Source organism: Candidatus Thiodiazotropha sp. CDECU1, assembly GCF_963455295.1.
Taxonomy (GTDB): domain Bacteria; phylum Pseudomonadota; class Gammaproteobacteria; order Chromatiales; family Chromatiaceae; genus Thiodiazotropha.
The window spans coordinates 1,790,915-1,812,845 of sequence record NZ_OY734020.1; the positions used below are offsets into that span (position 1 = coordinate 1,790,915).

Below are 21,931 nucleotides of genomic sequence, written 5' to 3' on the forward strand. Positions count from 1 at the left end.
CCGCTCCATTGAGCGGGTTTTGTTTGTGCGCATATCGAGTCTGGGTTAGAGGCCTTTTTTACGCCGCTCGGTGACCTGTTCGCCGGCTATTCCCCAGTTGTCCGTATCGACCTCCTCAATAATAACGAAGGTGGTAGCCGGATTTTTTCCCAATATATCCGTCAGCAACTGGGTCGCGCCGGCAATCAGTTGCTGTTTCTGCTCCTTACTGACCTCTTCCCTAGTGATCTTGATATTAACATAGGGCACGTGGATTCCCCCTTGATTGGTACAGGTGGATGGATATCCACTCAATTATACAACTCATCTCTCTCCAGAATTAGTTTTTCCATGACTGAAATCTTGCGGTCAATCCAAGAAATGGAATGTACACGGTTATTTTTTTTAAAATTTGTTAGAATCCGGACGCTAGTTACGGGTAAGCTGGATCGACTATTTGGATTATGGGGATCTGGATAGTCGGATTTCTACGAATTACCCGGTTGAAGGATAGAAACAGCACAGTCATGATCAAGCTTTTTGGCATCTATATTTCCAAGGCGGTTGTACTGCTTGCTGTGATAGAGATCCTCATCTTTTTTTCATCGATGTTTGGCGCGATCTTTTTACGCCACAAATTCGGCACCAACTCACTCCCAATCGATAGCGATACCCTGCAAAACCTGCCGACCATCTACGCTGTAATCATGTTTTCGTCCATGACGGCATTGGGTCTTTATCAAAAGGGGTCGATGGCCTCCTCATCGGGATTTCTCCTCCGGCTGTTACTGGGGTTTCTGGTCGGTGGATTGATCATGGCCTTTTTATACTTCAGTCTGCAACTGTTTCCCAACACTGATCGCTCTCTACTCACCCACGGTTTTACCCTGTCGATTCTGGGTATTCTCATTGCCAGAACCCTGTTCGTCAGGGTTACCTCAGACAAGACACTGAAGCGCCGCGTATTGGTGCTGGGTGTAGGAATCAACGCTGACCGTATTGAAGAATCGGTCAAAAGCAAGGATACCGTGGGTATAGTTGTTGTCGGTTATGTCAATTTGGGTGACAGAATTGAGTTGATCGATGAGTCCCGGCAAGTAGTAAAGGATCAGACACTGCTTGAAATATCAAACCGTTTTGCGGTTGACGAGATCGTTGTGGCGGTGGATGACAGGCGCAAGAAATTGCCGAACCATGAACTTCTGGAGTGCAAGATCAGGGGGATTCAAATACTCGATCTATTGACCTTCTTTGAGAAGGAGCTCTCGATTATCAACATCGATCTGCTCTATCCGAGTTGGATGCTATACACCGATGGTTATCGTCAGAAGGCACTAAACCGTACTATCAAGAAGACTTTCGATATGACGGTGGGCATTGTGATATTCATTGTTGCCGCTCCGTTAATGATACTGGTTGCGTTGGCCAGCCTGATCGAGTCCGGTGGCAGGGATCCTATCCTGTATAGCCAGGTTCGTGTGGGGAAAAATGGAAAATTGTTCAAGGTATTTAAATTCAGAAGTATGCGTACCGATGCAGAAGCCGATGGTGTGGCAAGGTGGGCAAGCAAGAATGACGCACGCATTACCAAACTGGGTGGTTTTCTGCGAAAAACCCGACTCGACGAATTGCCACAGATCTACAATATTTTGAATGGGGATATGAGCCTGGTAGGCCCGCGCCCGGAACGTCCTGAGTTCGTGCTGCAGCTTTCCAACGATATTCCCTACTATTTGCAGCGCCACTGGGTAAAGCCTGGATTGACAGGTTGGGCACAGTTGCTCTATCCCTATGGTGCTTCGGAAGAGGATGCCAAGCGCAAGCTGGAGTATGATCTCTACTATGTGAAGAACGCCAGCACCATGCTCGATTTCATCATTCTGTTGCAGACCATCGAAGTGGTATTGCTAGGCAAGGGTGCGCAATAGTACGTCAAAACCAGGGCCTGCCTATGCCGTACTTGCGATTTTCATGGTTTCTTCCTGCTCCGCTTGGGGGCGCTCGAAGCGTAGTTTTTGGGAATAGGGAAAAACATCTGCCTGGATCCCCGCCGCAAGATTCTGCTGTGCGTTTTGCCAATAGCGATAGTCAAAAAGTTCCGGATGCAGTTCCATCAGCATTTTTCGAGTTTGTGCGTCGGTGGTTACGAAGGTGATGAACTCTTCCGGAAAAACATCGTTGGGATTGATGCTATACCAGGGTTCGTCACGGTAGAGGTCCAGGGAACTTCTGGGTAGAGGTATCCTGCGGAAGTTAACTTCACTCAGATAACAGACCTCGTCATAGTCATAGAACACGACTTTACCCTGGCAATTGACACCAAAGTTCTTGAACAACAGGTCACCGGGAAAGATATTCACGCCCATCAATTGCTTTAAAGCCAGTCCCCAATCATCCAGTATCTCTCTGGTCTTTGCCTGATCCGCATCCTGTAGATAGAGATTGAGTGGCACCATTCGACGCTCGATATAGAGATGTTTGATTACCAGCATGTCACCGTCGTATTCGAGCTGGGAAGCCACGGTCTCCTGCAGCTCTTTCAGTAGTCCGGGTTCTATGCGATTGATTGGCAGGGCGACATCCATAAAGTCAAGGGTATCCGCCATGCGCCCAATCCGATCATGTTTTTTAACCTGAAGGTAACGCTCTTTGACCAACTTGTGAGTGACCTCTTTCTGTGGCGGAAAGACGTCTCTGATCACCTTGAAGACATAGGGAAAAGAGGGGAGTGTAAATACCTGCATGACCAAGCCGGGGGTGCCGGCGGCGGTCACGAACAAATCCTTGCTTTCATCAAGGTGATTCAGCAGATCTCTATAGAACTCATTCTTGGCCTGTTTATGAAAACCGATGCTGTTGTAGAGTTCGGCCAGGGTGTTGTAGGGCATGATGCTCTGGAGAAATTCCACCGTCGCTGTCGGAACCGGCGTCTTTGCCATGAAATAGGCCCGGGCGAAACTGAAAACAGCTTCCACATGGCGCCCCCGGATCAGCAGGGTGTCCACATACAGACCACCCTGTTCGTTGTTGATGAGCGGCAGGATGAAGGGACGGACAGTATCACCATATACCATACGTCCTATGATGTAGGCGGCTTTATTCCGATAAAAGGGTGATTCCAATAGATCAAAGCGTAAATCTGCCGGAAGCTGATCGAAGCCGGACTGATCAAGCAGGGATTGAGCGACACGGTCACAGTCCCGCTTGATATCTTGATAGGGGAGTGAGAAGTAGAAGGCGGAGAGAATATCCCACAGCGTCCCGGTCAATCCCCCTTCAGCCACATGGAAAGACATATACACGCGGTAACGCTCAGATAACTCCCCACGATTTACCTGGGATTCGATAAAGATCTTGTCGTTGTCATAATACTTGCGTTCGAACAAGCGGCAGAATACGGAATTGTAAAAGGTTTCTGCCAGCTCTGGTCGGCTATGGGTCTTGAGCATGTTGGCGTAGGTCTGTTTGACCTGTTGCCACAAGCCCTCGTCCAGTTGGTCGATGTCGAAGTTCGCATTCAGCCTGTTGATGGCTTCCTGCACCCGTAGATCATAGAAACTGATGCGTTTTGCAGAAGCTTCCCGTACTGCCTCCCAATCCGCATGCTCGAAGCGTTGGCGCGCGGCACTGCTGATCTCCTGAAAAAAGGAGAAGTGTCGTTCGAACCCGGTAAGGATCGATTGGGCGATCTGTCGTGGATGAATTTGCATCATTTTGGTGCGTTTCTTTGGTCTGTGTCATAAAGCTTGAGCTATTTACTAAGGTTTAGCTGATTTTTTTGCACTGCACTATTTTTTTTATCAAACCTAACTATTGATATTTTTTTGACAATAATCTTGACCTTTTCACTATGCTTTAACGCAGTGCACAAAAACGGCATGTATCTCAACTTTGGGGCATGACCGACAGAAAACGACATCCACGCACACGAAAGGTGCGTGGCAAGAGTGAAGATGAGGAGAGCAAAGATTATGTCCAGTACACCTTCAAGTCTCAGGCAACAGCCGCATGAGGTACGAATAACCGGGACCATGGGCCCTGGTTTCGAGACCATCCTCTCGGCTGAGGCACTCCATTTCGTTGCCGAGCTTGAGCGCCATTTCGGCAGCAGGCGACGGGAGTTACTGAAGCTCAGGGAAGAGAGGCAGGCGCGTTTGAATCGTGGTGAGCTACCCGATTTTCTGGAGCGAACCAGCGGAATCAGGCAGTCCGAGTGGAAGGTCAGGCCGGCGCCGGCAGATCTTCAGGATCGGCGTGTGGAGATCACTGGTCCGGTTGATCGCAAGATGTTGATCAATGCATTGAACTCAGGCGCCAAATGTTTCATGGCTGACTTGGAGGATGCCCATGCGCCAACCTGGGAAGCCAGTGTCGAGGGCCAGATAAACCTTAAGCAAGCCGTCAACCGGACCTTGACCTACACCAGCCCGGAAGGCAAGGCCTATACCCTGAACGATGAGTTGGCGACGCTGATCGTTCGACCCAGGGGCTGGCATCTGGAAGAAAAACATGTACTGGTGGATGGACGCCGGCTGTCAGCAGCCTTGTTTGATTTCGGTCTCTATCTGTTTCATAACGCTAAGGCGCTCATCGATCTAGGCACAGGACCCTATCTCTATCTGCCAAAGATGGAGAGTCATCTGGAGGCCCAATTGTGGCGGGATGTCTTTTCCTGGAGCGAGAGACAGCTGGACCTGGAACATGGCACTATCCGCTGCACAGTGTTGATCGAAACCATTCCCGCGGTATTTGAGATGGATGAGATCCTGTACGAGTTGCGTGACTCCATCTGTGGTCTCAACTGTGGGCGCTGGGACTATATCTTCAGTTTTATCAAACGTTTTCACGCCCATCCGGAATGCGTGCTTCCCGATCGCAGCCAGGTCAACATGACAGTTCCCTTTTTACGTGCCTATTCACAGCTGTTAATCAACACCTGTCACCGACGTGGCGCCCATGCCATGGGCGGCATGGCGGCGCAAATCCCGATCCGTGACGATGCAAAGGCCGATGCCGAAGCCAAGGAGAAGGTGCGACTGGATAAGGAGCGGGAGGCTGGGGATGGTCATGATGGCACATGGGTAGCCCATCCCGGACTGGTACCCATTGCCATGGCCGTTTTCGATAAACATATGCCGGGTCCCAACCAACTCGAGCATATGGTGGATGGATTGAATGTCACCAGCAGCGACCTGCTGATGGTGCCTGAAGGAGAGATTACCGAAGCGGGTCTGCGCAACAATATCAGCGCGGCACTGCGCTATATGGCTGCCTGGCTGGGTGGACGTGGGGCTGTGCCAATTCACCATCTGATGGAGGATGCGGCAACCGCGGAGATTGCCCGCTCACAGATCTGGCAATGGATACGCTACCCCAAGGGGGTGCTCAATGATGGTCGTAAGGTCACCTATCAACTATTCGATCGTGCAGTCAGTGATGAACTGGAGCTGATCCGAAATGAGACCGGTGAACTGGCGTATGAGTCAGGGCATTACGATCAGGCGGCATCCCTTTTGAGACAGATTGTCGCTGCTGATGAATTTCAGGAGTTCCTGACTCTTCCCGCCTATGAGCAACTCGACTGAGTGCCGGGGCACGCATAAAACCAAACCAAAGATACCACTGGAGAAACAGATGACACGTAGAGAACAGATCGAAGCCCTGGAGAAGGATTGGTCGGAAAACCCCCGCTGGACCGATGTCAAGCGCGGTTACAGTGCAGAAGACGTGGTACGTCTTCGGGGCTCGGTACAACCCGAGTACACCTATGCCAAGCGCGGTGCTGATAAGCTCTGGAACCTGGTGCGTGGCGACGCCAAAAAGGGATATGTGAACTGCATGGGTGCGATCACCGGTGGTCAGGCGATGCAGCAGGCCAAGGCCGGCATCGAGGCAATCTATCTCTCCGGCTGGCAGGTGGCGGCGGATGGCAATACCTCCGAGACCATGTATCCGGATCAATCCCTGTATGCCTACGACTCGGTACCCACCATGGTGCGCCGAATCAACAGCGCCTTTAAACGTGCCGATGAGATCCAGTGGTCACGGGATGTGGGTACGGAAGATGAAGGCTATATCGACTACTTCCTGCCCATCGTTGCGGATGCCGAGGCTGGTTTCGGTGGTGTACTGAATGCCTTCGAACTGATGAAGAATATGATCTCTGCAGGTGCGGCGGGTGTGCACTTCGAGGATCAACTGGCAGCGGTCAAGAAGTGTGGGCACATGGGGGGCAAGGTATTGGTACCGACCCAGGAGGCGGTACAAAAGCTGATTGCCGCGCGCCTGGCGGCGGATGTGATGGGTGTGCCTACCCTGGTGTTGGCACGCACCGATTCCGAGGCGGCCAACCTGCTGACCTCCGATGTGGATGCCAATGATCAGCCGTTCCTTACCGGTGAGCGTACCAACGAGGGTTTCTACTGTGTAAAGAATGGCTTGGAACAGGCCATATCCCGTGGATTGGCATATGCCCCCTACGCGGATCTGGTGTGGTGCGAGACAGGCACCCCGGACCTGGGCTTTGCCCGCGAGTTCGCCCAGGCTGTATTGGCTGAAAATCCCAACAAACTGCTGGCCTACAACTGCTCACCCTCATTCAACTGGAAAAAGAACCTGGATGACAAGACCATCGCCAAGTTCCAGGATGAACTCTCCGACATGGGTTACAAATACCAGTTCATCACCTTGGCCGGTATCCACAACATGTGGTTCAACATGTTCGATCTCGCTTATGAGTATGCCCGCGGTGAGGGTATGAAGCACTATGTTGAAAAGGTTCAGGAGCCGGAATTTGCGGCACGCGACAAGGGCTATACCTTTGTCTCACATCAACAAGAGGTGGGTGCCGGTTATTTCGACGATGTAACAACGGTTATCCAGGGTGGTGCTTCGTCGGTTACCGCCTTGACCGGTTCCACGGAAGAGGAGCAGTTCGACAGCGCGGCTGGAATGTAGGCTCACTTTTCACACGCAGCTGAGTTCGCATCAGCACTCATACCCCTCCGAGGCTGTGCTGCTGCGTGTGTATTATCATTATCTGCCCTTTGGCCGCGCCCTTTGGCGCGGCTTTTTTTAACCGCGAGTGGACGCTAAACAGCGCTAATATTCGCAAATTGGATATTTGATCCATGAGGTTGAATGGCTACAAGTAACATCAATATATTCGTGTAGATTTGCGGTGATGTGCATTCATTTGCGGCTTGAATATCTAAAGAGGTGAACACCATGTATCAAGAAAAAGCTGGAATGAAGACTGCCGATCTCTACGATCTCCATGAAGAGAAATTGCAGATCTGTAATCCCGGTTTTCGTCACTATGGAGGGGATAGGGGGTTCCATGGCCCCATCGCAACCCTGAAGTGTTTTGAGGACAACTCGCTGGTGCGTGAAGAATTGGATCAAGCGGGACAGGGCAGGGTGCTGGTTATAGATGGTGGAGGGTCGTTGCGTTGTGCCATGATGGGTGACATCCTGGCGCAGAAGGCGGTTGACAATGGTTGGGCCGGTGTCCTGGTGAATGGATGTATCCGCGATGCCGCGGAGATCGGTGAGATGTCGCTCGGGGTCATGGCGTTGGCCACCAATCCCCGCAAAAGTGTGAAGCAAGGTAAAGGGGATAAAGGTGTGGAAGTCAACTTCAGTGGCGTCACTTTCAGGCCTGGAGAGTGGCTCTACGCCGATGAGGATGGCATCGTGGTGCTTGCCCGGGCTGCGACTTGAATGCGGGCTTGGCTCCGCTTACCACTGGATTCTTACCCTATTGATGAAAAGCGGCCGAAATGTCTGTATAAACAATGATTGACACAATCTGAACCCGTGGTTTTACGATGCTGTTACTCATTGTCTATGTACTCATAGCCTTAGGCTTTTCATTTCTCTGTTCTATTGCTGAGGCGGTGATTCTCAGCATCACCCATCCCTATATCTCTGTGATGGATCAGCAGGGTAGCCGTGCCGCACCCATACTGCGAAAGATGAAGCTGGATATTAACGACCCCCTGGCAGCGATTCTCACCTTGAATACCACGGCGCATACCATAGGTGCCGCGGGAGCCGGGGCCCAGGCGGCGGCGGTATTTGGCAACGCCTATGTGGGTGTTGCATCAGCCATTCTTACTTTAATGATACTGATTTTTTCAGAGATCATTCCCAAGACACTGGGTGCCAATTATTGGCGTCAACTTGCACCTGTCACTGCCTATACGCTCAGGTTTCTGATCTGGATACTCTATCCATTCGTGGTGATGTCGGCGCTACTGACGCGACTGCTATCCCGGGAAGGCTCCCATGGCCATTTTCGCAGAGAGGAGTTTACCGCCATGGCGAAGGCCGGCGAGGAGGAGGGAAAACTCGATCTGCATGAATCATTGATATTGAAGAATCTGTTTCTCCTTAGTGAAACCCGGGTAACGGATGTAATGACGCCGCGCACAGTTGTGTTTTCACTGGATGAGACGCTCCTGGTCCAGGACTATTTCGATAAACACCACGGCAGCCGATTTTCCCGTATACCTGTATACAAAGAAAATCGTGATCATGTGACCGGCTTTGTATTGCGCAGCGATCTGCTGCTCTCCCACGCCCGGGGGAATTCTGAAACCCGTCTGGATGTATATCGTCGTGATATGACGGCACTGCCGGACAACAGCTCTCTACAGACAGCGTTTGAACTGTTCATCGAAAAACGCAACCATATCATGCTGGTTGTGGATGAGTATGGCAGCATGTCCGGGATAATCACCCTGGAGGATATACTCGAGACTATTCTGGGTATCGAAATCGTCGATGAGGGTGATCGTATTGACGATATGCGTAAACTGGCCAGGCGGCTTTGGAGAAAGCGGGCAGACAGGATGGGGCTTGAAGTAGACGATCAGGATGAGTGATTTTATGCTGCACGATCGCTCATGAAAATTTCATTTGTAAACAATTCGTCATTGAACAAGTTGATAACAGGGTGAGTAGTCACCCTGGAGCTTCATTCTGTTCTGCTCGGCAAAAGCGATCAATAAGCGATCCATGGCGGTGACGATCTCTGAGTCGCCACGAATGATGAAGGGTCCATTTTTCTCTACAGCACGTATGCCGTCCTCCTTCACATTCCCGGCGACGATGCCGGAAAAGGCGCGACGCAGATTGGCAGCCATCTCATGACCATCCTGATCCCTGGTCAAATTCAGTTCAGACATTGCCTTGTGCGTAGGTAGGAAGGGTTGTTGCAGGGCTTTCTCAATATATAGACGCCAGTTGAAGTAAAAGGCGTCATTACCGTCGTAACGGTAGCTCCTGACATCTTCCATGGCGCTGCCTAATTGACTTGCAACGGTTGCAGGGTCGTCAATCACGACTGTGTAGAAATTCTCAGCCTCTGAACCAAGGGTTGCACGGATAAAACCATCGATCTCTATAAAATAGTCCGCACTTTCTGCAGGACCGGTCAATATCAGGGGGAATATATGATCCCTGTTCTCTGGATGCATGAGAATGCCAAGCAGATAGAGCAACTCCTCCATGGTGCCGGCACCACCGGGAAAGATCACAATGCCGTGACCAACCCGTACAAAAGCTTCCAGACGCTTTTCAATGTCGGGCATGATCACCAGGTCGTTGACAATCGGGTTGGGCGGTTCGGATGCGATGATGCCAGGTTCAGTAATGCCCAGGTAGCGGCCTTTGCCGATACGTTGTTTTGCATGTCCGATTGTGGCGCCTTTCATGGGGCCTTTCATGGCGCCCGGTCCACAGCCGGTGCAGACATTCAGGCCTCTCAAGCCCAGTTGATAGCCAACCTCCTTGGTATAGTCATATTCACTTCTGCCAATGGAATGCCCTCCCCAGCAAACCACCAGATTCGGATCCATGCCGGTGTGCAGAACCCGGGCATTGCGCAGGATGTGAAAAACGGCGGAGGTGATATGGCTCGAATCGGTCAAATCGTACACCGAGTCGTGTTGGATCTCATTGTGGACGTAGATGATGTCCCGCAGTACCGCAAACAGATGCTCTTGAATACCACGAATCATCCGACCATCGACGAAGGCGCTGGCAGGGGCATTCTCCAGGCGTAGCTGTATGCCCCTGTTCGTCTGCATCAGATGAATGCCGAAATCCCGGTAGGTCTCAAATATTTCACGGGCATTGTCGGTTTCACTGCCGCAGTTGAGAACGGCCAGGGCGCAACGACGAAACAGGCCATATAGCCCACGCGCGCTGGTATCGAGCAGGGCATTGACCTCCAGCTGTGACAGGACTTCGAGGCTGCCTTCCGGACGGACTGAGGCGCTGAGTCGGGGTATTGTAGAGTTCAAAAGATTGGTGTTACGTGGTTTTGTGGAAATATTCTCATTGACGTTAAATATAATATAAATCCATCACAACTTGAACTCGCAACTTAACAGTTTACACACAACCATATCACGGCAGTGCTACAGGTGCGGCAGCGCCGCACCTTACATCGATTACTACTCTCCTTCTTTACTGTCCCCGGTATAATAACCACCGGAGCTGCTGCTTTCACTGGAACTGTCACTGCTGTTGTCTGAGGATGAGGTTGTGGTGGTTTTGCTTTTTATCTTTACCTTGGTTTTGGTGACGTTTCCATCTTCATCCACAGTGCGCGTCTTCGTCTTTCCTTTGACCTTTATCGTGGTCTTTGTGTCGCCAGCCAGCCGAAGCGGGGCACTGGGCATCTCTTTAGCACCAATAGAATAGGGTTTGAGATTGGTTGTCGCTGTGGCCTCCAAAGTGGTATCCCTCACATGGGCCGAGGCCTGGATGCTGATTCCAACAGCAACCAGGCTGGTAAGAATAGATATAAGTAGTCGTTTCATGATCGTTTCCCTCGATATAGATAGTTATCAACGCAACAATATGTTTGCCAAAGATAAACTGACAACTTTGAACTCGATGCTGACCATCAGATGACAGACAGTGATCCATACTGTGGTGTAATGGTAATGAAACTGATTAACGAGGAGTGATGAGAATTACACTTCAGAGATGTGAGATAATCACAGACATATACCTACGCATTGTAGTCTGAAGCGATCAGGTAGCTGATTGGTACTAGGGGATAGAAACTGCCCCATCACTTGAATGGGGCAGAGTTGTTTAGTCTAACTGCGCAGCAGATCCGCGATCACTGCACGCTCTTCCAGTAGCTCCTTTTCCGATGCCTTCATGCGGGATACGCTGAACTCATCAAGTTCCAGTCCCTGTACGATTTCGTAATTCCCATCCTTACATGTGACCGGATAGGAGTAGACCACACCTTCCTCTATACCATAACTTCCGTCGGAGGGAATGGCCATGCTCACCCAGTCACCTTCAGGGGTGCCAAGGGCCCAGTCGTGCATATGATCGACAATGGCATCGGCCGCGGACGCGGCGGAGGAGAGCCCACGTGCTTCGATGACCTCTGCACCGCGGCGTTGTACCCTGGGAATGAAGTGGTCTATGGCCCAATCCTGGGATACCAGGTCGTAGACGGGCTTACCGGCGATCTCACAGTTATCGATGTGGGGGAATTGGGTGCTTGAATGGTTGCCCCAGACCGTCACTCGCTTGATATCCGCAACCAGGGAGTTGGTCTTGTTCGCCAGCTGGCCGATGGCACGATTGTGGTCCAGGCGCGTCATCGCGGTGAATTGGCGCTTATCCAGATCGGGGGAATTTGAAGCGGCAATCAGCGCGTTGGTGTTGGCTGGATTACCCACTACCAGGACCTTCACATCCCGCGAGGCGTGGTCATTGATCGCCTTGCCTTGAATAGAGAAGATCTTGGCGTTTTCGGTAATCAGGTCCTTGCGCTCCATACCTTTGCCGCGGGGTTTTGCCCCGATCAGGATGGCGTAATCGGTATCGCGAAAACCGATCGCCGGATTATCCGTCATAACGACGTCGTGCAGCAGCGGGAAGGCGCAATCTTCCAGCTCCATACCCACGCCCTTCACTGAAGACATGGATTGGGGGATCTCAAGCAGTTTGAGAATCACAGGTTGATCCGGACCGAACATGGCGCCGGATGCAATGCGAAATACCAGTGCGTAGCCGATATTCCCAGCGGCACCGGTGATTGTGACTTTTACTGCGGATTTCATGCGGATAATCCTCTCTCTTATAAGTTCGTTGGATGGATCGATAAGTATAGTTATATATGATTTCTTGAATAGTCTATTTAATTCAATAGAAAGTATTATATCCCTGTGGAGAATTCTGCAGGGATCAGCCAATCAGTTTGCGCATGCCGATACTGGATGTTGTCAGTCTCAGTCAATCTTGGCTCTCTCATCCTTGTGTAATCTGTAAATGAATTAATATCCAGTCAAAACAATTGGATATAGTCAAATCATATTGTAATTAGTTAAAAGATCCTTAATCCTGCTCGCTACTGATTCTCCTGCGGTGTTTTAGCTCTTACTGTCAAAGCGTGCAGTTCTCCACTGGCGATCTCATCGTTGAACAGGGTCAGGATAGAGCGTTGTCTCTGCAGACTCTTCATATTGTCAAACGCGGGTGTCGTGACATTGACCTCAAAACTGCAGCTTTCACCGGCAACAGTGATCTCCGCATCCGGATAGAGCTGTTTGATTCGATTGATTAGATCTTGATCGTTCATATACAAAAATACCAATAAGAGAATCTTAAGAAGGGTCAACCCATCATTCCACTACCCAAGCATAAATTTAATTCTATGTTTGTGTGGAATTGCCCCTGTTTGGAGAGGACCACCGCCACTGTATTGAGATTCCATTCTAAGTCTGTTTTCTATGCATGACCAGTTAGGGGTGGTTTGGATGAGTGGTTACAGGCTCGATTATGGTTGGTATCGATCATATGGGGAAGATTGACAGTACTAAGCAGTTGGGGCATGTTGTCATCAACCCGGCAATAAATATGTCATAAATACTATCCGGTTTTTTCAGGAAGGTTCATGGATATTCATAGCAAACCCATTCAGGAACGTATCGATTGGTTAATTAATCATGCCACTACCCACTCTGAAAGTTACAGTACCCCGGGCAGTTGGCTGGCGCGTACCCGCTATCTTTCAGAACACCCCACCGCGATCGCCGTGATGAAGTGCATGGACGGCCGTATCAACATACCCATCGCCACCAATACACCACAGGGCATTATTCAGCCCTTCCGCAACCTGGGCGGTATCTTCAATCTAGGTTGGCCACATCTTGGGGAGGTGTTGGCGAGTTATGTGCAGAATGTCGTGTCCGATGGCAGGCGGGTACTGAACTTGATCACTTACCACTACTCCAAGGGGGATCCCCAACGGGGCTGCGCCGGTTTCAATTATGATACCGAGGCGGCAAAAGCGCATACCTATCAAATAAAGCGACAGGTGGAAGAGGTGTTCGGCCCTGATCATGAAACGGTCTACCCGATCGTGTGTGGGTTTGAGACTGATGATGACGCATTGATCCTGCATGGTTCGACAGGAGAACAACTCAACACGGCGGATCTGAGTTTGAGTGATAAAGATACCCTGCTGCCGCGGCTGGAGGCGCTATTTCCGGATATGTCTGCGCAGATGAGGCAGGATCTATTGCCTTTGGTGGCGGGTAATCTCGACCATGTGTTCGAGGCGCGCCAGATGCAACGGGAGCTGGATCTTGTGCATCGGGAATGGATGATCTGCGTTGGTCGTGGCTTCGATTTTCTGCATACCCCCAATCTGGCGCTTATCATCGGGCCGTATAGTCCGAACCTTTCCGATCCCATCGACAAGGCTGCCGGGATAATCGAAAGTAACATGCAGGCTGGGCGCATTCCGGACGATGGCTTCCTGCTCCTGGCTTCAGTACCCTACCATGACGTGGGCGTGGATCGGGCGAGGGCAGAGGTGAAGTCGAATTTTCTATGCAACTTTGCCGCCGATCGGATCCGTACCTCCCACCCCGAGCTGTCGCGGAAGATGACTGTAAAGACTGCTGTCTTGAACTGGCATTCCCGGCGTTTGGAGATATTGTCGAAGAGTTGATGCTCGATCCGCAAATGAAAGCAGGTCTTATCATCGCATGGTTACGGCAGGCGCATCAGCCACAACTCTGTGGTTGCGTGCATAAAGTCCAGCACTAACCCGGGAAACAGGCCAAAAACGAGTACCAGGAGCGAGAACAGCAGCATGGTAGCCAGCTCCCTGGGGCGCAGGTCCTGACTGGCCCTGACCTGGCCGTCAGTGATCGGTCCGAAAAAGCTTTGGCGATAGCTGTTCAACAGATAACCGGTACCGATGATGAGACCGAACAGGGCGGCGAGTCCGGCGCCGGTATGGGTTTCAAGGGCACTGATGAGGATCAGCAGCTCAGCCGGGAATCCACTCGTCCCGGGAATACCCAGCGAGGCCAATCCCAGAAACATGAAGAAAGCGGCGAGTAACGGCATCGTCTGTGCTATGCCCCCAAGGTGGATCAGATCGGTGGAGCCCAGACGATGATGCAGATAACCGGTAAGGAGAAACAGTCCCCCGGCGATGATGACGAAATTGAGCAGTTGAAAAATCGCCCCCTGCAACCCTTGTTGATTGAAAGAGGCGATGCCCAAAACCACCAGTCCCACGTGGCTCATGGAGGAGTAGGCCAGCATACGTCGTAGATTGGTCTGGTTGAGGGCTGCCAGGGCCCCATAGAGTAAGCCGATGACACCCAGTCCAGCCAGCAGCCAATGCAGCTCCTGGGCTGCTGTAGGTGCCAGCGGTATGGCGAATCGGATGATGCCATAGGCGCCCAGTTTGAGACCCACCAAGAGTGCAGCAACGGGGGCCGGGCCCTCGAGGGCAACGATGGGCAGCCAGGTATGCAGGGGGAACAGCGGGGTCTTAACCGCAAAGCCCACCAACAGAAACAGAAACACCACGATTTCGAGCCCGGCGGGAAGGGGGGTGTCGAGGAGGGTCTGGTAGTCGAACGAGAGCCCGTCCGGAGGAATGGCGCCACTGATCTCAGCATGATTGAATGCCAGAACCGCAATCGCAAGCAGCAGTGGAATACCGCCCGCCAGCATGAACAGGGTATATTTCGTCGCCGCGTAACGTCGATGGGGGCCGATCCCCCACAGGCTGATCAGGAAATAGAGGGGGGCCAGGGTCAGTTCCCAAAACAGAAAAAAGGCCAGCACATCGATGCTCATAAACACGCCAAGGGTGGCGGTGGCGAACAGCAGCAGAAGACTGTAGTAGACTCTTTGCAGGCTCTGAATATGGGTCCAGGATGCGAGGGTCACGGCGATAAAAAGCACTATCGTCAAGGGCAGGAATGGGGCGGACAATCCGTCGACCCCAAATCTGAAGTTGGCATCCAGCGCGGGTATCCAGGGATATTGTTCAACGAACTGAAACCCAGGATTATCAAGCTCCAGCAGGGCAACAACAGCCACCGCGGGGAGCAGGGCGCCCAACAGCGTGGCGAGGGTGACCAGACGTGCCTTGGGGACCGGAAAAAGCCAGATCATTCCCGCACCCACAAGTGGCAGTAGCAGCAGTATAGTTAGCAGTGGCAGATCAGTCATGGTGTCGAATGGTCCCATTTGCAGCAGTCTCAATGGGCGGTGTAAATAGCGCTCAATGCAGCGAGCGGCTTATCAATCAGGGTTAGCCAGGGCTCTATGAAGAAACCGGCACTCAGCAGCACCACTATCAGGGCGCTGACTACGAACACTTCAGGTTTTGAAATGGGGATCACCTGAAACGGCTGTCTACCACTGGGACGGGGTGCCAGAAAGGCCCGCTGGAAGGCCCATAAGAGAAAGCCTGCCGCCACCACATTACCCAGGGCGGATGCGATGGTCACCAATGCACCGAATTTATGAATGGCTGACTCAAGAATCAGATGCGCGGCATCGAATCCCGGTGTCCCTGGCATGCCGATGATGGCAAGCCCGCCGATGAGAAAGGTGATGCCAAGGAAAGGCAGGCTATCGAACAGGCCGCCCAGATTGTGCAGCAAGGTCGTGTGGGTGCGCCGAAACAGCAATCCCGTGGTAAATACCAGGGCTGCCAGGGCCAGGCCAAAAGTGGCCGAAAGAATCACACTGCCCATAAAGGCGGCATGTTCCAGACTGAAGATACCCAATATCAGGATCCCGGTATGGGAGATCACCGCATAGGCGAGCAGCCGGCGCAGATTATCCTGCATCATGGCGAGAAACGCAGCGTAGAAGATTCCGGTTAGGGCGAACGTGACCACATAGCTGTGCCATTCAGTGACCGCGGTGGGTAACAGGGGTAGTACAAAGCGCAGCAGACCGTAGATACCGATCTTGAGGCCGAGCAGCAGGGTGGGTGCGACCGCCACATTGCCATGTTCAGCAACCATCGGCAGCCAACCGTGCAGGGGGAAGAGCGGGGTGCGAATCGCCAGCCCATAAAAGAGCAGAAAGAAGGCGACTGAGCGGAAGGTATCGGAGACGGGTGTTTGTGCCAGTTGCAGCAGATTGAAACTCCAGACGCCGTCGTGACTGTCGGAGTAGTTCCAGCCCATCAACAGGGTACCGGCAATCAACAGCAGGATACTCACCGACATGAATTGATAAAAACGCTTGAGTGCCAGCTCCTTATCCGGTGAGTTGCCCCAACGCCACAGGAGATAGCCGATGAAGCCGATTTGGGCCGCCGACAACAGCACGAACCAGAGTAGATTGAGGGTGACGAACAGCCCCATCAGGCAGGCCTGCACGGCGAAGATCGCCATATAGAGGCGGTTGAAGGGTTTCAATTCCCGTACCACGCCATACAGGGCAACCAGCAGGGTGAGCAGTCCCGTCAGCAGAATAAAGATCACCGAGATACCGTCAACGCCGGCATGGTAGGTCAATTGAGGTATGATTTGAGCCTTTTCGACAAACTGAAAGCCTGCCAGATTGGTGTCGTAGTGGCGCCACAGATCGATACTCAGCAACAGCTGCAGCAGCGCAGCGACTAGACCTGTCGGCACGAGCCAGGGGTGGCGGCGCAATAACCACAGCAACACGATGGTGGCCAGTGGCAGTAGTTGCAATAGGGTCAGAATCGGGTACGAGATCTGGGTCGACCAGTGGAAGGTTTCTATTGTCACGTCTTGGCCCTCACAGGATCACCACGAAGGTTGCCACCACCAACACGATCAGATAGCGCGGCGTGGACAATAACTGCTCAACCCGTTGCAGCACACCCCCCACACGATGCAGGTTTTTCAGTAACCCTTCACCACCACCGCGCAGTACGAGACGGGATTCAAACCAGTAGAGAATATTGGCCAGCCATGTCATGAATTTACCGGCCAATCCGGTGCCCTGACCTACCCTGCCAGCCGGATCCTCCGAACTGCGTTTCTGCAACGCCTCCCACTGGGTGAGGGAGGAGACGCTGCGGGTATAGACAGGCAATCCGATGACCCGGGTGACCACCTGTTCGTCAAAGTACTGTACATCCTTCGCCAGGGATACCGTCGGGCGTGTGAGGAGGGCGTCGGACAGGGTGTCGAGCCAGAAACGCTGCAGGGCGGCATTATGCAGCCAGCGCCAACGCGTCAGCCAAGGGGGAGGCGCTGGAGTGGTGGTATCTATCTGATTGACCAATGCCGGCGATGCCAGGAACTGAAACAGCCGCCACACGGCATGCAGGCTCAGATGCCAGGCAGCCAGGGTAAACCACCCCATGCCGCACCAGAGGAACATCAGGCCGACCTGGGTCGTGGTGGCGAACATGAGCGAGCTTTTGATATCGGACTGGGTCAACCCGACCAGCCAGCCATAAATCACGGTCAGCAGCCCGAGGATGGCGATGGTGATCATGATGGCAGGCGCTTGCTCCAACAGCGGTGCCAGACGTATCAACAGGATGACCCCGGCATGTACCATCAATGAACTGTAGAAGATGGCCGAAGAGGGTGTGGGTCCCTCCAATGCATGGGAGATCCAAGGCGCAAACGGCAGCTGTGCCGACTTGACCAGTGCGGCGATGACGAAACCGCCCGCGATCACCCCGGCCGCGAGGGTCCCGATGTTAGCGGCCTCGGCATTGATTTGAGGCCATTCGACCCCCCCGAGCCAGAACAATGAGAGGGCGATGCCGATGATGAATCCGGTGTCGCCGACCCGGTTGGTGATGAACACCCGAACCGCATTTTTTGTGGCTGTCTGCCGATCGATGGCATAACCGATCAACAGGTATGAGGTGACGCCGACGATCTCCCAACCCACAAAAGCGAGCAGGGCATTACCCGCCAGCACTATCAGCTCCATGCCACTGGCAAACAGACAGAAGAGCATGAATATGCGCTGGTAGCCTGTCTCGCGGTGCATGTAGTTAATGGAAAATTTTATACTCAGGAACACGATCAGGGTCACGACCACCAGCAGGGAAAGACCGGTCGCATCCAGGCTGAAGCTGATGGGCAGATGAACATCCCCGCTATCGAACCAGGTACCAAGCACCAGCTGTCCGGGCGCACCTAGTCGAACTGCCTCAACCGCCAGGGCCAGGGCCAACAGCAGGGACCCGCTCGCAGCGCCCAGGGCAACCAGGGATGTCTGGCGCTCACCGGCTTCACCGCGATTGAGTTTGAGGATATAACCGAGGCCGATCCACCCGGCGGCCAGGCAGGGCAGGAGAGGAACCAGCCATGCGAATCGTTCAAGCATCTGCGTTCGCCTCCTGCGGGGTTGTGATCAATGCCGGCCGCAGCGGCTCCGTCGAGCCCATATACCACTCGGCGGAACGATCCACCTTTGCTATCCCACGATTGTCAGGTTGCCAGGGAACCCACCCTGTCCCAGGTTCGAACAGATGGAATGTTCCGCTATCCGGATCCATGGACACCAACACCACCCAGCCATTCCCCACCAGCTCCTGCAGCGGAGGTTGGCGCTGATAGATCTCGGTCAATCTGTCGGTGCTGGCCTCCACCACGGCCAAAAGACGCATCGCTTCATGGATTTCGATCATCTGCCGTGGCAGCCCGGTACGCAGATCCGAGCTGGCGCCTTCCATCACCCCGAGAAAGCCGGTCACATTGTGGGTGACCTTGGAACCACAGCCATAGTGTTCGTTGTCCACCGTGGAGAAGTAGTATTCGAGATTGATTCCGGCACCCACCGCGCCATTGATCAACAGATGTCGCTCAAGTATTTCCCCACTCGGGTCCTGGGAGGCGTCATAGGAGATGAGGAAGGCCCGCCGGTCGAAAAATGCACCGCGACTGATAGAGCGCCTGCCGAAGAATGCACAGGCATTGGTGGCATGGCCGAGCTCTGGCCGCACCTGGGAAAAATCGAGGGAACGGCCGAAGACATGGTCAAAGGCCTGATCAGGATCGGCTTGCTGAGGCGCGGAGGCCAGACGTCTGCAGCGCTCCTGGGCGTGCAGTTGACAGGCCTGTTCGCAGGCCTTTACCAGTTGCTCCTGCGCCGGACGAAACTCAGCGGGTAGCCGATCAAGATCGTACCAGTCTATGCTCTCGCCGCAGGTATCGTGCTCGGCACCGATAAACCAGGTATCTTCGGGTATGCTGATGCCTCGTTCTGCCAGGATCGCTCTAACCCCATCCTGGTTGGCCATCGCGGCCACGAGACGCGCATTCGGTCCACTGAAACGTCCTGAACATGCACCACAGTTGTATGCCGAAGCATGGGGGTTGTTTTGATTGCGTGAGCCATGACCCACGATGGTGACGATTGGGGCGAAGCCACTGAGTAGACCGATGCTTCTCAGCATTGCCTGTACCCGGTCCGCCTGCTCCATATCGGTGAACCCCAGACGGGGCGATTCAATGCTCGCCTCCGGACTATCATTCGGCGCCTTGTATTCAATCCGGGTTGTTACCGGCCTTTCAACCTGCTGTCGCAGATGGGCCAGCAGTCGCCCAAAGGGCCTGGGTGCCAGGATCTTGCCGATCAATACACCCAAGGTGGCGGGTGCGGCAATAGTCACCAACAAACCGGGGAGGAGGGTCCCTCGGCGGGTGTTTTGTAACAGCAGCTGGTGGCCTTTCTTCAACAGTTGATGGCGCTGCTGATGGTGTCTGCCGTTTTCAAGGTCTGCTTCAGCTGGTGTCTCCCGAACCTCATGCACCGGGATGACCGGGGTCGGGATGACCGGTGCCTGAGGTCCGGCACAGCTGTCATCCAGTCCCCGCCAGTTATGGGGGACATTGAAGTGTGCGGCAGTACCCAGGGTCTCTACCTCTGGATAGATCTCCTCCAGATGACGGCGGGTCCCTTCCTCACGGTCATCCATGCAGAATACCACCTGCGCGGCTGGCCGCTGTTGTCGATCCGGCCAGGCACCACGTCCACGGTTTTCGGACAGCGCGGTCAGGATCTGATCACGATAGTGTTTTTCGTAGGCGCGCAGCCAGATATAACCCAAGCGGTCTTCATCGAGTGCGTCGACTGTCTCGAATATGGCCTGGATCTGCTCATAGCCGAGGTCGCGCACCTCTGTACCGCACCAGCCAAGCTGCTGCATCAGCTGAAACAGGGGCCAGGCACCCTGGCACAGGGTCGGTTGTGTGTTGGTTTCGTAGCTGCCGCTGCTTTGACGCCATGTCCAGATCAACTGGGCGAGATGCCGCCACCGCGCCGAGTTATCGTCCCCATCCCTGTTGGCGGGTGCGTGCACTGCCCGTTGAGCACGGCTTGCCAGGTATTCCGGTAGACGGCTGTTGAAGAGTGCCTCGCGGACAGTGAATTCATCTGCCTGATGGTGGAAATACCAACGCAGCATGTCGACACTGGATTCGATATTGAACAGGCGCGCACAGAGATTGTGGGCGTAGATCCTCTCCAGTACCAGCCGCACTGCGAGATAGTCGAGCATGTCGACACGGGCAGAGAGAGATTCATAGTCAGGGTGGTTGTGCCGCCACAGAACCATGCCGGACCAACCGGGCAGTTCCAATGCCAACCGTTCCAGGTAACCGCTCCAGTTATCCCGTTGCAAGCCCATTCTATGCAGCTCGCTGATGATGGTTTCCATAGGATCGTTCAGGAGCAGTTCCAGGTGTTGCTGCCATCCCTCGATATTGCGTAGTTGCCAGTCGAGATCCTGCTCAGCCCTGTTACTCCAATAGTGATAAAAACCAGCGGAGCGGGAGACCGGACGCCAGCTGGCCACCCCCTGATCGAGAAAATTTGCCAGATCCCTGATCAACTGGGGACGTATATCGTCCAGCAGGTCGTGGCCGGTGAGGGCCAATAGGAGATCCCGCATGGTCATGTCATCACCCAGACGTTCGAGCAACTTGTCGAAGCGGTCATTGGCGGCCTGCTGCATCAGTTGGGTGGTTGTGCTGGGATTGCCCTCCACACTGTTCGCGATATCGAGCATTTCATGCAACAGGGTCTCGGCCTGTTGCGGTGCCAAATCGAGCAACTCCTCCGGATGAGTGGAATCGTGTTCCAGGTGCAGCACCTGGAGACAGGCGTTCCATAGGTCCATGACAGCACTCGACTCCGTCGTCTGACCACTCTTTTGGGCATGCTTCAAGAGTCGATCCCGGCTTGCCTTGGGCAGATCGGGACGGAGTCGTTCAAGCACTCGATTCTCCTCGATCTGCCAATTGAGTTGGCAGCCGGATACAGGTTGATAGGGCATGGTCATGATCGCCACGATGATATCGCTGCGACGGATCGAAGCATGGGCCGTATCTGCCAATTGGGTTTGGGGTTCGAGCTGCGTCTCCTGTGCCACGCAACTCACCAGGTCCAGGTGAGATATGCGGCCCTGGTGATAAAAGTCCCGATACCGCTGCAACGGCAAAAAGCCGCGGGCGCCGGTAATGCGGCGGGCGCTGGCCAGGGCCTCCTGGAAGGGGAGATGCTGAAAACCATGCAGGGTATTGTGGTGCACGAAGTCCCGGATGGGTGCCTGGCTGGGGAGCAGATGTTGCAGATGATCAATAGTCTCTCTGATCTGCTCCCGGATATCGCCGCTCTTGCTGTGGTTCTCATTCATGCCACT

At 53.4% G+C, this 21,931-nt stretch carries 16 protein-coding genes; 6 read left to right on the top strand and 10 right to left on the bottom strand.

Annotation, left to right across the window (positions count from 1 at the left end):
* Window positions 1–45: 45 nt before the first annotated feature.
* The gene (locus R2K28_RS08165) at window positions 46–249 is read right to left on the bottom strand and encodes a 4-oxalocrotonate tautomerase family protein (protein ID WP_316369039.1); all 204 of its coding nucleotides are present in this window, start codon (window positions 247–249) and stop codon (window positions 46–48) included.
* A 257-nt stretch (window positions 250–506) separates the two neighbouring features.
* Here R2K28_RS08165 and R2K28_RS08170 point away from each other — a divergent pair, with 257 nt between their 5' ends.
* On the top strand, window positions 507–1,907 hold the full coding sequence (locus R2K28_RS08170; RefSeq protein ID WP_316369041.1) for a TIGR03013 family XrtA/PEP-CTERM system glycosyltransferase: 1,401 nt from the start codon (window positions 507–509) through the stop codon (window positions 1,905–1,907).
* Window positions 1,908–1,928: 21 nt separating this feature from the next.
* On the opposite strand, the gene aceK is transcribed toward R2K28_RS08170, so the two are convergent.
* On the bottom strand, window positions 1,929–3,689 hold the full coding sequence (aceK, locus tag R2K28_RS08175) for a bifunctional isocitrate dehydrogenase kinase/phosphatase (RefSeq protein ID WP_442871437.1): 1,761 nt from the start codon (window positions 3,687–3,689) through the stop codon (window positions 1,929–1,931).
* A gap of 261 nt (window positions 3,690–3,950) precedes the next feature.
* On the opposite strand from aceK, the gene aceB reads away from it, so the two are divergent.
* From aceB to R2K28_RS08195, 4 genes are all read left to right on the top strand, one after another.
* Window positions 3,951–5,564, top strand: a complete 1,614-nt coding sequence (aceB, locus tag R2K28_RS08180) for a malate synthase A (protein ID WP_316369043.1) — start codon at window positions 3,951–3,953, stop codon at window positions 5,562–5,564.
* Window positions 5,565–5,613: 49 nt separating this feature from the next.
* Window positions 5,614–6,936 carry an isocitrate lyase gene (gene aceA, locus R2K28_RS08185; protein WP_316369044.1) on the top strand — a complete coding sequence of 441 codons (1,323 nt, stop codon included), beginning with the start codon at window positions 5,614–5,616 and terminating at the stop codon, window positions 6,934–6,936.
* Window positions 6,937–7,206: 270 nt separating this feature from the next.
* Window positions 7,207–7,701, top strand: coding sequence for a ribonuclease E activity regulator RraA (rraA, locus tag R2K28_RS08190; RefSeq protein WP_316369046.1), 495 nt, complete (start codon window positions 7,207–7,209; stop codon window positions 7,699–7,701).
* A 107-nt stretch (window positions 7,702–7,808) separates the two neighbouring features.
* Window positions 7,809–8,867 (top strand): hemolysin family protein, encoded by a 1,059-nt coding sequence (locus R2K28_RS08195; protein WP_316369047.1) that lies wholly within the window; start codon window positions 7,809–7,811, stop codon window positions 8,865–8,867.
* Window positions 8,868–8,915: 48 nt separating this feature from the next.
* Here the strand turns inward: R2K28_RS08195 and ppnN are convergent, their stop codons facing one another.
* The 4 genes from ppnN to R2K28_RS08215 all read right to left on the bottom strand — a co-directional run bounded on the left by ppnN (window position 8,916) and on the right by R2K28_RS08215 (window position 12,598).
* Entirely contained in the window at window positions 8,916–10,289 is a 1,374-nt protein-coding gene (gene ppnN / locus R2K28_RS08200) for a nucleotide 5'-monophosphate nucleosidase PpnN (RefSeq protein WP_316369049.1), read from the bottom strand.
* A 153-nt stretch (window positions 10,290–10,442) separates the two neighbouring features.
* Entirely contained in the window at window positions 10,443–10,811 is a 369-nt protein-coding gene (locus R2K28_RS08205) for a hypothetical protein (protein ID WP_316369050.1), read from the bottom strand.
* 285 nt (window positions 10,812–11,096) lie between these two features.
* Window positions 11,097–12,080: a malate dehydrogenase gene (locus R2K28_RS08210; RefSeq protein ID WP_316369052.1), complete on the bottom strand. Its 984-nt coding sequence runs from the start codon at window positions 12,078–12,080 to the stop codon at window positions 11,097–11,099.
* Between the two features lie 287 nt (window positions 12,081–12,367).
* Complete coding sequence (locus tag R2K28_RS08215) at window positions 12,368–12,598, bottom strand: BolA/IbaG family iron-sulfur metabolism protein (protein ID WP_116446705.1); 231 nt, start codon at window positions 12,596–12,598, stop codon at window positions 12,368–12,370.
* A gap of 315 nt (window positions 12,599–12,913) precedes the next feature.
* Between R2K28_RS08215 and R2K28_RS08220 the strand changes: the two genes are divergently transcribed.
* On the top strand, window positions 12,914–13,975 hold the full coding sequence (locus R2K28_RS08220) for a carboxysome shell carbonic anhydrase domain-containg protein (protein ID WP_316369054.1): 1,062 nt from the start codon (window positions 12,914–12,916) through the stop codon (window positions 13,973–13,975).
* 41 nt (window positions 13,976–14,016) lie between these two features.
* Here the strand turns inward: R2K28_RS08220 and R2K28_RS08225 are convergent, their stop codons facing one another.
* The 4 genes from R2K28_RS08225 to R2K28_RS08240 are packed head-to-tail and all read right to left on the bottom strand — an operon-like array spanning window position 14,017 to window position 21,925.
* Window positions 14,017–15,519, bottom strand: a complete 1,503-nt coding sequence (locus tag R2K28_RS08225) for a complex I subunit 4 family protein (RefSeq protein ID WP_316369056.1) — start codon at window positions 15,517–15,519, stop codon at window positions 14,017–14,019.
* Between the two features lie 11 nt (window positions 15,520–15,530).
* The gene (locus R2K28_RS08230; RefSeq protein ID WP_316369057.1) at window positions 15,531–17,045 is read right to left on the bottom strand and encodes a complex I subunit 4 family protein; all 1,515 of its coding nucleotides are present in this window, start codon (window positions 17,043–17,045) and stop codon (window positions 15,531–15,533) included.
* Window positions 17,046–17,055: 10 nt separating this feature from the next.
* Window positions 17,056–18,612: a proton-conducting transporter transmembrane domain-containing protein gene (locus R2K28_RS08235; protein WP_316369059.1), complete on the bottom strand. Its 1,557-nt coding sequence runs from the start codon at window positions 18,610–18,612 to the stop codon at window positions 17,056–17,058.
* Window positions 18,605–21,925, bottom strand: a complete 3,321-nt coding sequence (locus R2K28_RS08240) for a DUF2309 domain-containing protein (RefSeq protein WP_316369061.1) — start codon at window positions 21,923–21,925, stop codon at window positions 18,605–18,607. Before R2K28_RS08240 ends, R2K28_RS08235 begins: the two co-directional genes overlap by 8 nt.
* Window positions 21,926–21,931: the final 6 nt, after the last annotated feature.